This window comes from Aliivibrio fischeri, assembly GCF_009727955.1.
GTDB lineage: Bacteria > Pseudomonadota > Gammaproteobacteria > Enterobacterales > Vibrionaceae > Aliivibrio > Aliivibrio fischeri_A.
The window spans coordinates 126,822-140,727 of sequence record NZ_WOBR01000013.1; the positions used below are offsets into that span (position 1 = coordinate 126,822).

At 36.5% G+C, this 13,906-nt stretch carries 15 protein-coding genes and 1 tRNA gene; 9 read left to right on the forward strand and 7 right to left on the reverse strand.

The features are described 5' to 3' along the window. Positions 1-4 precede the first annotated feature (4 nt). A complete protein-coding gene (locus tag GNP81_RS17495) occupies positions 5-655 on the reverse strand; it encodes a cytochrome b/b6 domain-containing protein (protein ID WP_336495473.1) in 651 nt (216 codons plus the stop codon). 15 nt (positions 656-670) lie between these two features. Next, positions 671-1,126, reverse strand: coding sequence for a c-type cytochrome (locus GNP81_RS17500; RefSeq protein ID WP_012534920.1), 456 nt, complete (start codon positions 1,124-1,126; stop codon positions 671-673). Positions 1,127-1,321: 195 nt separating this feature from the next. Here GNP81_RS17500 and GNP81_RS17505 point away from each other — a divergent pair, with 195 nt between their 5' ends. Both GNP81_RS17505 and GNP81_RS17510 read left to right on the forward strand, forming a co-directional pair. Continuing rightward, complete coding sequence (locus GNP81_RS17505) at positions 1,322-1,849, forward strand: NUDIX hydrolase (protein ID WP_005422477.1); 528 nt, start codon at positions 1,322-1,324, stop codon at positions 1,847-1,849. After that, positions 1,839-2,060, forward strand: coding sequence for a DUF3820 family protein (locus GNP81_RS17510; protein WP_005422484.1), 222 nt, complete (start codon positions 1,839-1,841; stop codon positions 2,058-2,060). Before GNP81_RS17505 ends, GNP81_RS17510 begins: the two co-directional genes overlap by 11 nt. An 86-nt stretch (positions 2,061-2,146) precedes the next feature. On the opposite strand, the gene GNP81_RS17515 is transcribed toward GNP81_RS17510, so the two are convergent. After that, positions 2,147-2,473: a hypothetical protein gene (locus tag GNP81_RS17515; RefSeq protein WP_155673992.1), complete on the reverse strand. Its 327-nt coding sequence runs from the start codon at positions 2,471-2,473 to the stop codon at positions 2,147-2,149. A gap of 243 nt (positions 2,474-2,716) precedes the next feature. Between GNP81_RS17515 and GNP81_RS17520 the strand changes: the two genes are divergently transcribed. Then, positions 2,717-3,625, forward strand: coding sequence for an aldo/keto reductase (locus tag GNP81_RS17520; protein WP_155673137.1), 909 nt, complete (start codon positions 2,717-2,719; stop codon positions 3,623-3,625). A gap of 81 nt (positions 3,626-3,706) precedes the next feature. On the opposite strand, the gene pyrC is transcribed toward GNP81_RS17520, so the two are convergent. Next, entirely contained in the window at positions 3,707-4,735 is a 1,029-nt protein-coding gene (pyrC, locus tag GNP81_RS17525) for a dihydroorotase (protein WP_155673991.1), read from the reverse strand. Between the two features lie 281 nt (positions 4,736-5,016). Between pyrC and GNP81_RS17530 the strand changes: the two genes are divergently transcribed. The 4 genes from GNP81_RS17530 (at position 5,017) to GNP81_RS17545 (ending at position 9,359) form a co-directional block, all read left to right on the forward strand. Beyond that, a complete protein-coding gene (locus tag GNP81_RS17530; protein ID WP_005422500.1) occupies positions 5,017-5,214 on the forward strand; it encodes an alternative ribosome-rescue factor A in 198 nt (65 codons plus the stop codon). 150 nt (positions 5,215-5,364) lie between these two features. After that, positions 5,365-5,439, forward strand: a tRNA-Gly gene (locus tag GNP81_RS17535). A 164-nt stretch (positions 5,440-5,603) separates the two neighbouring features. After that, entirely contained in the window at positions 5,604-7,934 is a 2,331-nt protein-coding gene (locus tag GNP81_RS17540; RefSeq protein WP_155673139.1) for a Lon protease family protein, read from the forward strand. 195 nt (positions 7,935-8,129) lie between these two features. Continuing rightward, entirely contained in the window at positions 8,130-9,359 is a 1,230-nt protein-coding gene (locus tag GNP81_RS17545) for a MurR/RpiR family transcriptional regulator (RefSeq protein WP_155673990.1), read from the forward strand. A 72-nt stretch (positions 9,360-9,431) separates the two neighbouring features. Here the strand turns inward: GNP81_RS17545 and GNP81_RS17550 are convergent, their stop codons facing one another. The 3 genes from GNP81_RS17550 to GNP81_RS17560 all read right to left on the reverse strand — a co-directional run bounded on the left by GNP81_RS17550 (position 9,432) and on the right by GNP81_RS17560 (position 12,072). Continuing rightward, the gene (locus GNP81_RS17550; RefSeq protein WP_155673141.1) at positions 9,432-9,773 is read right to left on the reverse strand and encodes a DOPA 4,5-dioxygenase family protein; all 342 of its coding nucleotides are present in this window, start codon (positions 9,771-9,773) and stop codon (positions 9,432-9,434) included. 71 nt (positions 9,774-9,844) lie between these two features. Continuing rightward, positions 9,845-10,876, reverse strand: a complete 1,032-nt coding sequence (gene tdh / locus GNP81_RS17555) for an L-threonine 3-dehydrogenase (protein WP_012534850.1) — start codon at positions 10,874-10,876, stop codon at positions 9,845-9,847. Next, entirely contained in the window at positions 10,876-12,072 is a 1,197-nt protein-coding gene (locus tag GNP81_RS17560) for a glycine C-acetyltransferase (protein ID WP_017018734.1), read from the reverse strand. Before GNP81_RS17560 ends, tdh begins: the two co-directional genes overlap by 1 nt. A 122-nt stretch (positions 12,073-12,194) precedes the next feature. On the opposite strand from GNP81_RS17560, the gene GNP81_RS17565 reads away from it, so the two are divergent. Then, complete coding sequence (locus tag GNP81_RS17565) at positions 12,195-13,130, forward strand: LysR family transcriptional regulator (RefSeq protein WP_155673142.1); 936 nt, start codon at positions 12,195-12,197, stop codon at positions 13,128-13,130. Then, the gene (locus tag GNP81_RS17570; RefSeq protein WP_155673143.1) at positions 13,117-13,494 is read left to right on the forward strand and encodes an AAA family ATPase; all 378 of its coding nucleotides are present in this window, start codon (positions 13,117-13,119) and stop codon (positions 13,492-13,494) included. The genes GNP81_RS17565 and GNP81_RS17570 overlap by 14 nt, the downstream gene beginning before the upstream one ends. Positions 13,495-13,906 lie beyond the last annotated feature (412 nt).

The following is a 13,906-nucleotide window of genomic DNA, read 5'->3' on the forward strand; positions in this document are numbered from 1 at the left end:
TATTCTAAAAGAGGTAGCTTATCACTTCATCGGCCCAAATGAAGTAGATAAACACAGATATGACAGCAAAAATGATCCATGCCTTAAACGGATGTTTCATTTTTGGTTCTGTTGCATCTAAATCTACTTTTCCTGTAAACATCGAAAGTATTAAATTAATGCCTTTTAATCGATATAAGATAACCGCAGTTACATGAACAGCAGTAAAACCTAATATTAAATCAAAATTTAGGTGATGGATCCTAGTAAGAAAGCCACTTGTATCATAGCTAACAAGATAAGCTAATGGACCTTCAGAAAGAATATCATCATTGCTAAATAAACCTGTTACTAATTGCACTAATAATAGAAGTAATAATGCAAGTACCATGTAACCACCCGCAGGATTATGTCCTTTGGAATAGTGTAAGCCATTGGTATGTGAGGTTTTCAGATAGGCAATAACTGATTGTGGAGATCTTAGAAAGTGAGAAAATCGAGCTGTATCACTTCCTATAAAGCCCCAAAGGATTCTTGTTAGGACTAGGGCCATTAAAAGATAAGCTAGAGTGAAATGTAACTCCATTAGCCCTTCTTCGGCGGTGTACCATAAAGAGCCAAGTACAATGACTTGGCTCCAATGGTAAATTCGGACAAAACCATCCCAAATTTTCACGTGTTAGTCTCCAGATTAACGTGCTTTGTAATCAGAGTGGCAAGCTTTACAGTTTTTCACTGTTTTTCCAAAAGCTTTACGAATCGCTGCTTTGTCACCTTTATCTGAAATTTCTGCAAGTGCGGCAGCGTCTTCTTGGAATTGAGCTAAACGAGCTTCAAAATCAGGAAAATTAGTCCATACTTTAGGAAGCGCATTAGTTTTACCTTTATCCGATCCTTCAACATAGAAAGCATCAAGTGGCATAAGCGATAGTTGTGACAGTTGATTTGCTCTTTTAGCAAAGATAGCATCACTCCAATCAGCCTTTCCTTTGACCATATCACCCATCTCACTAACGTTACCTGCGATCATTGTGAATGCTGCTTGACGGTATGCAATGGCTTTGTCTGCTTCATTAAAAGTATGCGCAAAAACTGAGGTTGATGCTAAAAGTGATGATGCAATAACCAGTGATTGAAATTTTTTCATATTGAGCTGTCCTTGAATTGTAATTATTTTTCACACTTATTATATAAAATGATGCATAAAAGAAGTAGATGGATATCACGACATTTACATAATCTTTACAATGTCTCATTAGGTAGAAATTAATTGTTAGCTGCATCTGAAAACAAATTGCGTATAATGACACTGTATTTTTCAAATTAGGTTTATCAGTTTTTTATGCGAATTTTAAATATTACAACGCATCCAGATTTAGAGCGTTTAGATAACCATAAAATTCTTCATCGTAATGCAACTCGCGGAATTATTTTAAAAGGCGAAGAGATCCTTCTTTTATACACTGAGCGTTATCAAGATTATTCATTACCTGGTGGTGGATTAGATGAAGGTGAAGATGTTATTGCTGGTTTAGTTAGAGAGATCGAAGAAGAGACGGGGGCAAAAAACATCTCAAATATTGAACCATTCGGTATGTACGAAGAGTTTCGTCCTTGGTATAAGCATGAGTGCAATGTGCTACATATGATTTCTTATTGCTATACTTGCGAATGTGACAGAGAGTTAGGTGAAACTAACTATGAAAGTTACGAAATTAGAAATGGTATGAAGCCTGTATGGATTAATATCCACGAAGCGATCGCACATAACGAAGATATTATTTCAAATAGCGACAAAAAAGGGATGAGTATTGAGCGTGAAACGTTTCTTTTGCATTTGATTGCTAAAGAGTGTTTGAATGCTGAATAAAGAACAAATCATTAAACTTACTCAAGTGACCATGCCATTTGGAAAGTATTCAGGAAGAGTGTTAATCGATTTACCTGAAGAATATTTATTATGGTTTGAGCGCAAAGATGGCTTTCCAAAAGGAGAGTTGGGTGAGTTAATGGCTTTAAGTCTCGCGATGAAAATCGAAGGGCTTGATGAAGTTATTCGACCATTAAAATATCGTCGCTAACTTTAGATGGTTCAATTAACGTAATTATGTTTGTTAATTGAACCTCTAGATTTCAATCATGTCTCAATAGATCATAGTCTCAATGGCTATTTGAATTGAGATTCACCTTTTTTTGCTCGTTGAAAATCTTCCGTTAATTCTTCTTGGGGAGCATCATTCAATAAGTAGCTTAGCGCAGAACAAAAGCTATTTGTTTCATCATAAACCTCACGAGAGCGATCAATATGACGTTCGGCTGTTCGGCGTACTTGTGGATCATTTTGAGGGTTGCTGTATTGGACTTGTTGGTCAAACACAGCTTTAACATATTTTTGTTTACAGATATCTTCATTTTCTGGTGTCGCAACGATATCTGCAAAAGCGTAAGATGACGTTAGCCCCATTAATAAGGCGTAAAAAAAGTGTGTTCTCATTATGTTATTGACCTTATTCTTAATTACGAGTGGATTTTACGGATACCGTACATTGAGTGCAATCTTTATCATTAATAAAGTGATTTTGGTTTAAAAAATAAGCATTGAATGACGATACCGATTGAATTAACTGATGAACTTATTAACTCACTATGTTGATAATTCGACCTTCATCACTGCAAAATTTCTGTTGCTACTTACTATGTATATAGAGAATATATTTAGTAAACAGCAGAGAGTAATATGATTAATAAAACGACAATATCGCCAAAGGGGCCGCAATTTTCAGAATTAGTTCAGGGATATTGGCGTCTTGCTGATTGGAATATGAAACCACAAGAAAGGTTACGTTTTTTAAAGCAGCATATAGATCTTGGTATTACCACTGTTGATCATGCTGATATTTATGGCGGATATCAATGCGAATCTTTATTCGGTGAAGCATTAGCATTAGAACCTTCACTACGTAATAGCATAGAAATCGTGACAAAATGTGATATTAATTTATGCACTCCCGATTTTCCTACCAGAAAGATTAACCATTACGATACGTCAAAAGAACACATTCTAAACTCGGTAAATAATTCATTAAAACGTTTAAATATAACTGAAATTGATGTGTTATTAATTCACCGATTGGATGTATTAATGAACGCTGATGAAGTAGCTGATACGTTTAATCAACTGCAGAAAGAAGGCAAGGTTAAACATTTTGGTGTTTCCAACTTCACGCCAAGCCATTTTGACCTATTGCAATCACGCCTTGATAAACCATTAGTGACTAATCAAGTTGAAATCAACCCACTTAATTTTGAAGTGGCACATGATGGCACGCTTGATCAATTACAGATGAACCGCATTAAACCAATGGCATGGTCATGTTTAGCTGGTGGTGAGATTTTTTCTGGTCAGTCAGAGCAAGCTGTACGTGTTCGTAACGTTCTTGAAGAGCTAAAAGAAGAGGTCGGTGCTCAAAGTATCGATCAGGTTATTTATGCTTGGGTGCGTAAGTTACCGTCAAAGCCGCTACCTATTATTGGTTCTGGTAAAATTGAACGTGTGCAAGCGGCTGTTGACGCAATGAGTATTGAACTTACCCGTGAGCAATGGTATCGAGTCTGGGTTGAGTCAAAAGGTCACGGCGTGCCGTAGAGATTTCCGTGATTAAGTAAGAACAAAAATGGGATGCAACTTGGCATCCCATTTTTATTGTTAGCTTATTTTATCTATGAATTACTTTACTAGCCACTCAACAGCTTCACCAGCACGAATTGGCACAACAAAGTCATTTCCAAATGCCATTGTCTCTGGTGCAATCCACGCTTCTTTCACAAGCGTTATGGTGTCAGTGTTGCGAGGTAGGTTATAAAAATCAGGGCCATTAAAGCTTGCAAATGCTTCTAGGTTTTCTAGCTTGCCTTCGTTTTCAAATACTTCTGCATAAAGTTCGATTGAAGCGTGTGCAGTATATGAACCCGCACAACCACAAGCCGCTTCTTTTTTGTCTTTTGCATGAGGTGCTGAATCAGTACCTAAGAAGAATTTAGGATTACCGCTTGTTGCCGCTTCCACTAGAGCTTGTTGGTGTGTATTGCGCTTTAAAATTGGTAAGCAGTAGAAGTGAGGTTTAATACCACCAACTAACATATGGTTACGGTTAAATAATAAGTGATGCGCTGTAATGGTTGCAGCAACGTTTGGACCAGCGTTTTTAACAAAATCTGCCGCATCTTTAGTTGTGATGTGCTCAAGTACAATCTTTAGCTCAGGGAAGTCATTAACGATAGGTGCTAAAACTGTATCAAGGAACGTTTTTTCACGATCGAAGATATCAACATCATGAGTTGTTACTTCCCCATGAATAAGTAAAAGCATACCTTCTTCTTGCATGGTTTTTAGAATAGGGTAAACCTTTTTAACGTCACTTACACCAGAATCTGAGTTTGTTGTAGCACCAGCAGGGTACAGTTTTGCTGCCACGATATGTCCAGTTGCTTTCGCTTTTCGGATCTCTTCTGATGTTGTCTTTTCTGTTAGATAAAGAGACATAAGAGGAGCAAAAGAATCAGATTTGTTTTCAGCCTGAATGCGTTCATGGTAACTTAATGCTTGTTCGGTAGTTGTTACAGGTGGTACAAGGTTTGGCATGATTAAAGCTCTGCCGTTGTAACGACCAGAGTCACGAACTGTGTCAGTTAACACATCACCATCACGTAAATGTAAATGCCAATCATCAGGACGAGTAATTGTTAAAGTTGTCATTTGCTGCTCCCACCAGTAAAAGAATAATTAAGGAGCCTAAATAATGAAGTTAATCGTTTGCTTAGGCGGTAGGATTCTAAAGCAAAATAAAAGAGAACGATAGAAAAAGTTATAATTTACAACAAAGAAGACATAATAATACGTAAGAAAAAATGAAGAGGTTACTTTTCGTTTTAAAAATTCTTATTAGTTAAATTGAAATTCTTGCGAAGGAATATTGTTGACGAAAGTCGTTAAAATGGACACAATCGCTGTGTTTTTATACAAGTAGAGGATGTTTTATGAAAAGTAAAACCAAAGTACGGTTAGCTGCCACTGATGAACTTGAGCATGGTAGAGGCCAAATTAAAGATAACGCATTAAAAGCTGTCGTAACCAGTCAATTATTCAGAACTCGAATAGTAAAAGCGAAAAAAGGAAAGGGCAGTTATTCACGAAAAGGGAGAGGAGGCAAAGAGCCCTATTCAAAAGCAGCATAAGAATGTTGAGTTTGAATAGGGCTTTTTTGTGATCAATATTGTGTTTTTTTAGTCGATAAGGTTAAAGAACCATCAATCAATGAGTTAAGTGTAAAAAAGTGCTTTACCTCTGCGCTCAGTATGGCATTATCTATCTCGTTCCAACGATGTGCGTACATCGTATAATGGCTATTACCTCAGCCTTCCAAGCTGATGATGCGGGTTCGATTCCCGCTGTACGCTCCAAATTTTATAAAAAAAGCTCTCGCATTAACGAGAGCTTTTTTTATGCCTGTAATTTACACAAATTTTAAAATTGTTTCTTTTTCAAATATTTAAGAGTCGATCACTAAATCTAGTTCATTTTCTATCTATACTGATGAAAATCACTGAAATTAAGAGGTCGCCTTATGTCTACTTCACCTCTCTCTTACAAATTAGCATACCGTTCAGCTGAGTTGGATGATGAGCTATGTAAATCCACCAAAAATATTACTCCAATTGATGAAATTGTAGGGCAAGACAGAGCACAACAAGCGGTTGAGTTTGCGATGTCAATTCCTGATCGTGGTTATAATATCTATGCTGTTGGCCAAAATGGATTAGGTAAAAGAACCATGGTGTTGCGTTATTTAAAGCGCCACAAACCTGTTGGAAACGGCATGTATGATTGGTGCTACGTTACTAATTTTGATGATACGCGTCGACCAAAAGTGCTTAAATTGCCCATGGGGACTGGGGCTGAATTTAAAAAAGAAATTGAAAAAATCACGCAGAAATTAGTAAAAGCTATTCCATTGGCTTTTGATAATGAGCTGTATTACACCCGAACGGGCACATTAAAAAATCAGCTAACAGATCAACAAGAATCTTTACTTGCTACTTTGACTAAAGAAGCAAAAGGCAAAGGGATTAGCCTTGCTGTAACTACACAAGGTGAATATCAATTTATTGCTTTAAATGGTGAAGAGTTACATACAGAAGAAACCTTTGAAGCATTAGATAGGCAAGAACAGCGAAACCTAGAGTCATCCATTGATGAACTTGAAATTAAACTTCGTAGTTTGGTTCGTCAATTAACTGAATGGGAAGATAAATATTCAGCGAAGATTGAAAAGTTGAATGAAGATGTTATTTCTCAAGTACTAACGGTTAACTTTGAAGCAATAAAAACCAAATATAAAGATTCAAAAGTCATTATTCAACATCTGAAAGACATGGAAAAAGACATCATTGAAAATTTTGATATCTTTATTCAAGAAGGTAATGAAGAGACCGAGCTGGCTTATGCATCATTAGAGAAAAAGCTACCACGTCGGTATCAAATTAACTTATTAGTGAATCAAGATAATGAGCAATTTCCATTAATTGTTGAAGAAAGCCCAAGTTATCATAACCTATTTGGTTATATTGAAAACGCGACCTATAAAGGAACGGTCTTTACCGATTTTTCCTTGATTCGTCCTGGCAGTTTGCATAAAGCAAATGGCGGTGTTTTATTAATGGATGCGGTGAAAGTGCTGGAACGACCTTACGTATGGGATGGTTTGAAACGAGCACTACGAGCGCAAAATTTAAATCTAAGTTCTCTAGAGAAAGAAGTGACATTGTCTGGAACCGTTTCGTTGGAGCCAGAGCCTATTCCACTTAATGTGAAAATTATTTTATTTGGTGATCACCAAACGTATCAGTTACTACAACATTACGATTCAGAGTTTAGTGAACTGTTTAAAGTCACGGCCGATTTTGAAGACGATATGCCAAGAACGGCTGTATCAGAATTCCATTATGCTCAGTTTATTTCGAGTATTGTGCAAGATGGTAAGTTACTTCAATGTGATAAGAGAGCGATTGAACGAATTATTGAATACAGTTCACGTCAATCGGGTGATCAGAATAGATTGTCCTTGCATTCAGAAGACATCTCGAATTTGTTGAAAGAGACTAACTACATAGCAAGGGCCGCAAATTCAAATATGATCCGTTTAAAACATGTAGAACAAGCGCTTTCCAATAAAGAACACCGTGTAAATCGTGTTCAAGATGGCGTTATGCAAAGTTTTAAAAATGGTACGACATTAATACAAACTGAAGGCTCTGTGATAGGGCAGATTAATGCGCTATCTGTATTAAGCACATCTAACCATCAGTTTGGTATGCCAAACCGCATCACCGCAACGACTTCATTTGGTAAAGGTGAGGTATTTGATATTGAGAGAAAAGTTGAATTAGGTGGAAGTATTCACTCTAAAGGTGTATTCATTTTAAGCGCTTACTTAGCTTCATTGTTTGGTAAAAATAAAGCAATACCATTGAAAACCTATATTACGTTTGAACAATCCTACGGTGGTGTTGATGGCGATAGTGCATCAATGGCTGAGTTTTGTTCTATTATTTCTGCTTATTCCGATATTGCTGCTCGACAAGATTTAGCAATTACCGGTTCTATGAATCAATTTGGAGAGGCGCAGCCAATAGGTGGGGTAAACGAAAAAATTGAGGGGTTTTATGAAGTTTGTAAAATTAAAGGGCTTAATAAAAACCAAGGGGTAATCATTCCTGAATCAAATGTTCAAAATTTAATGCTAAGTGTTGAAATTGTTCAAGCAATTGAGAAAGGTGAGTTTTCAATTTGGCCAGTGAAGCACGTAAGTGAAGCCGTTGCATTATTTACTGGAATGCAACTTGAAAATAATGAACAAACAGGGGTTTATGATTTAATTAAACAAAGATTAGCCTAATGATTGTTAAAAATATTATAAAAATGTATAGGTGTGTTCTGTACATTTTTTTTATATGTTATTTGTAAATTGAAATTACAGTTCAGACGGTGATATAATGAACGGTATGGATAACAATATAGTTGATGGCTTTTCTAGCACAATAGCCATTGGTTAATCATGCATCTTGTTTTCAATTAATGTAATGAGGATTTTATGTATCACCCTCTCTCTCCTAACCTTGATTTAGGCTCTTTTCTGTTGGTTCGAGGAAAAAAGACATATATAGAAGAGAACTTATTGCTGCGAGTTAAGCCAATCGATATTGATGGAACAGAATATTGGGTTCCTATCGGTATTAACTGGAATAGTGGTCAATCGACTAAACGCAGAAGAATGGAGTTTGCACAGGTACGATTTGCTCGTAAGGGGCAACCTTATTACAGTAAAGCTTATTATGCTGATTTCGATAAAGAAGATGACGACTTAGAAGCTCGTTCTGAGGCTATTATTGAAGCAGCATGGTCTATCGCTGAACTTGTAGAACAAAATGAATATGAAACGGCAGATGATGCACGAAAAACAAAGACGTTTACTGCTAAATCTGTTTATGAAGGATTACACCCAAATATTCAATTAAAAGTGTCTATGGTAAATGGAACGCCTTATATTAATAGCCATTTTGAGCGCCATGAAAGCAAACGTTGTTATCGTTCACATAACTTCTCGCGTAGCTTATACAGTTTAAATTTTGATGATTTGGCATTGTTCTTGTCTGATTTGAATGCGATAGGAAAAGAAATTGATGCTTTTCTACAAAGCAAAGATGCGGATATAAAGAAATTTAAACCAAGTAAGAAATTGGTGACAGTTCCATTATCAAAATTTGCAATGCGTAATATTGCGGATCAACTTGTCCAGAAATCTATGGACGGTTGCAGAAAAGAATTTGATAAAACGTGGTTTGAATTCAAAAGAAAACCAAAACAAATTCAAATGATTGAAGCAGAAGATAAATCATCTTTTACGGTAAAGAAAGAACATACAAAAATTGGAACAGTAATAAAATTAGACAAGTTTAAGGCTTGTACTCACCCGACACATGTTTTAAGAAAAGTTGCCTTAATGAAAGCGAATTATAATTGGGCTAATTTTAAAACAGAAAGAAAAGAAGAATCAGCAAAAGGTAAGTATTTTAAAATTGCTCATCCTTCATCAGGTATCGTGGGTGTGGTGGTCAAGAAAACAGATAATGAAATTATTTTTAAGGGAATTATCGGTCAGACGCCAAGAAACAGTTATAAATTTAAAACATTTTCGACTAATTCAATGACAGAAAAACAAGCTTTTATCGCTGCGAAACAAGCGTTTATTGAAGCAATTGAAAATGAATCATGGTCAGATTATAAATTAACAAAAGAATTTAATTTATATCAAGCGAGTTAATCAATCTTAATTCGAGATAACCTAAAAAATAGAAGCTCCTTAGTTTTGTTTTAAAACGAGAGGAGCTTTTTTTTACTTTTTTGTGAATATGCTGATATCAAGTTTAAGAGGTGTGCCCAGCCAAACTGCTGATTGAGTGTGATCAAGGTATTCATCATCTGTTAATGGGTGAATAAGAATACTTAATCCATTTTGATGCAGAGTTAAATACGCAAGTACTTCATCATAATTTTCTTGTTTAAATGAAACTTGACGGCTCCACACTGGATGCGGTCCTACTGGTTTTTTATTAATACGTCCTAACTCGTAACCATACTCTTGGTATAATCTTTCGGTTAATTCGATAGCATAATCAATATTACTTTCGTCAAAGTAAACGTGAATATGGTAACCGTGAATGTTTAATTGAGGCATAAGATTCTCTAAAAATAAAAAAGGCCAAACCGAAGTTTAGCCTCATTGTTTATTAATTTAAATGGAAACAATTATTCCCAATCTAAAATCACTTTACCTGACATACCTGAGCGCATCATATCGAAGCCTTTTTGGAAGTCATCAATTTTGTAGTGGTGTGTGATAATTGGAGTTAGATCTAGACCCGATTGAATTAAGCTTGCCATTTTATACCAAGTTTCAAACATTTCACGGCCGTAAATGCCTTTGATAACTAGGCCTTTAAAGATTACTTGGTTCCAATCAACAGTCATATCTGATGGTGGAATACCTAAAAGAGATATTTTACCGCCATGATTCATGTTCGTTAGCATGCTGTTAAATGCTGAAGGGTTACCAGACATTTCCAAACCAACATCAAAGCCTTCTGTCATGCCAAGATCAGACATTACATCTTCAAGTTTCTCGTTCATTACGTTTACTGCACGAGTTACGCCCATTTTCTTCGCAAGATCTAAGCGGTATTCGTTCACATCGGTAATTACAACGTGACGAGCTCCAACATGTTTTGCTACCGCTGCTGCCATGATACCAATTGGACCTGCGCCAGTGATAAGCACATCTTCGCCAACTAAATCAAATGATAGGGCAGTGTGAACTGCATTACCAAATGGGTCAAAGATTGATGCTAAGTCATCAGAAATACCAGCAGGGATCTTAAATGCATTGAAAGCTGGGATAACTAGGTATTCAGAAAAAGCACCAGTGCGATTTACACCAACACCCGTTGTATTACGACAAAGATGAGTACGGCCGCCACGACAGTTACGACAGTGGCCACAGGTAATGTGACCTTCACCTGATACACGATCACCAATTTCAAAACCACGAACTTCTTGGCCAATACCAACAACTTCACCTACATATTCATGACCAACAACCATTGGAACTGGAATGGTTTTTTGTGACCATTCATCCCAGTTGTAAATATGTACATCGGTACCACAGATGGCAGTTTTCTTAATGCGGATAAGAAGATCGTTATGACCCATCTCAGGTTTTTCAACCTCAGTTAGCCAGATACCTTCTTCAGGTTTTAATTTTGAAAGCGCTTTAATTTTCATTATTTGATGATCTCCATGTCTTTACCTACTTCGATAAAGGCATCAATTGCACGATCTAGCTGTTCACGAGTGTGAGCAGCGGACATTTGTGTACGAATACGAGCTTGGCCTTTTGGTACTACAGGGAAAGAGAATGCAATAACGTAAATGCCTTTTTCTAGAGCACGTTCTGCAAACTCAACAGCGACTTTTGCATCACCAAGCATAATTGGAATAATTGCGTGATCAGCACCACCCATAGTAAAGCCTGCTGCTTCCATACGAGTACGGAAATGCGCTGAGTTCTCCCATAGTTTAGAACGTAGATCACCTGATTCAGCTAAAAGATCTAAAACTCGGATAGAAGCAGATACAATCGCTGGAGCAACTGAATTTGAGAATAGGTAAGGACGAGAGCGTTGACGTAACCAATCAATCACTTCTTTTTTACCAGAAGTATAACCACCTGAAGCACCACCCATCGCTTTACCTAGCGTACCTGTGATGATATCGATACGGTCGATTACATCGTGATGCTCATGAGTACCTGCACCATTATTACCCATGAAGCCAACAGCGTGAGAATCGTCAACCATTACCAGAGCGTCGTATTTATCAGCTAAGTCACAGATAGCAGGAAGGTTAGCGACAACACCATCCATTGAGAACACACCATCAGTTACGATAAGCGTATGACGAGCGCCAGCTTCTTTTGCTGCAATTAGTTGTTCTTCTAATTCAGCCATGTTGTTGTTTGCGTAGCGGAAACGCATTGCTTTACATAAACGCACACCATCAATGATTGATGCATGGTTTAGTGCATCAGAGATAATCGCATCTTCTGCGCCTAAAATTGTTTCAAACAAACCAGCATTAGCATCAAAACATGATGTGTATAAAATAGTGTCTTCTTTACCTAAGAAAGTAGATAGTTTTTGTTCTAATTCTTTATGTGAATCTTGAGTACCACAAATAAAACGAACTGATGCCATGCCAAAGCCATGCTCATCCATTCCATCTTTTGCTGCTTCAATAAGAGCTGGGTGGTTAGCTAAGCCTAAATAGTTATTTGCACAGAAATTTAGTACTTCTTGGCCAGTAGAAATAGAAACTGATGCTTTTTGAGCTGAAGTAATAATACGTTCTGATTTATATAAACCTTCGTTTTTTACTTCTTCAATTTGGTTTTGAATTTGAGTGTAGAATGCAGAAGACATTGCGGTTCCTTTTTTTAGTTATGTTTGTTGCACGTAAAAGTGTAATCAAAATCCGATAAATAGATTCTAATTCAAATCAATTACGACTATTATCCCTAAAAATGGAAAAGCATTAGTGAATCATGGTCACAAATAAACTTATTACTTTATTACCGGATTTAGCGACATTTATTGTTGTTGTAAATGAAGGAAGTTTTACCGCAGCAGCAAAGAAACTAGGCGTTACTCCATCCGCATTGAGTAAATTAATTACTCGGTTAGAGAATGCACTTTCAGTAAAGTTGTTTGAGCGAACGACTCGTAGCTTACTGATCACTGAATCAGGGAAAAAAATATATCAGCAATCAGTCATCATGGTTGAAGCTGCGCAACAGGCTGTTGATATTTCAAGCTCTGAACATACCGTCCCTTCAGGAAGTTTAACGGTTGCAGCCCCAAAAGCATTTTTAACTATCGTACTTCAGCCGTTGGTTACTCCTTTTTTACTTAAATATCCAAAGATTCAATTAAAACTTAGAGCATCAGATGGTGATATTGATATGATTGCACAGGGTATTGATGTGGTATTTAGGCTGACAGATAAACCGACTGAAGGCTTAATTATGAAAGAAATAGGTAAGGTTAATTTAAGTCTATGTGCAAGTCCTACTTATTTAGAGGAAAGAGGACTTCCTCATCTTCCACAAGACCTAATCAATCATGATTGCTTATTTTTAGGCGAAACAACAACCGACCATATTTGGGAATTTGTTAAAGGCACAGAAAGTCATGTCATAGCAGTAAGCGGTAGGTATGCCGTGAATCATTCGCAAATGAGGTTAAATGGTGTAAAGGATGGCTTTGGTATTGGGATTTTCCCAGACTTTGTTATAAAAGAAGCATTAGCGAATAATGAAGTCATATCTGTTTTATCTGATTGGCAAATTAAAGGGAATTACCACGGTGTTATCGCGATGCAATACGCACAAAATAAATACATGCCATCAAGATTGAAAGTATTTACTGAGTTTGTAAAAGAAAACTTGATGAAATCAAAGGTAAATGATGAAAGAGCTTGAGTTACGTTTACTAAGAGGGCTACCTGGCAGTGGTAAAACGACATTAGCTCAGTCTTTAGGTTTGATTCATATTGAAGCTGATCAGTTTTTTATGAATGAAGCAGGAGAATACTGTTTTGATGGAAAGCTATTAGGGTCTGCGCATCAATGGTGTCAATCTCAGTGTGAATACCATCTTTTCCATAATAGAAGTGTGGTGGTTGCAAATACATTTGTTAAACACTGGGAAATTGATGTGTATAGAAAAATAGCTCAAAAATTTGGAGCTAAGATTAAGATTGATGTCTGTAAGGGGAAATTTAAAAGTATTCACAATGTTCCTGAGCAAGTGATTAGCCGGATGAAGCGTGAATGGGAAGAATAAATATTATTCGAATTGATGATTTTCAAAACAAGATGTTTGTTTTTTGAACGCTTAAAAGTTTTTTTGAAAAAAATACTTGCAACAAAAATCGAAATCTCTATACTTCGCTTCCGTTGACACAGCAAAGCTTTCTCAGAAAGCGGTGAGGTTCAACAAGAAGTGAAACATTGACGCGAACGGAGTTTTAAAAAGTTACTTGTAACTTACTTTTAGTAATTTAAATGACACTTCACGCAAAATTAAGTAACGCTTAGTTTTGAGCTCTTTAATAATTTGACCTTAGCAATCTGTGTGGACACTTATGGATTGATAGTCACAATAGCTTTCTCATTATTGAGTAAGCAACTATCAATGAACTGAGTGACTACACAAAATTACTTTTATGTAACAATCAGTATTAATCATTGAGTCG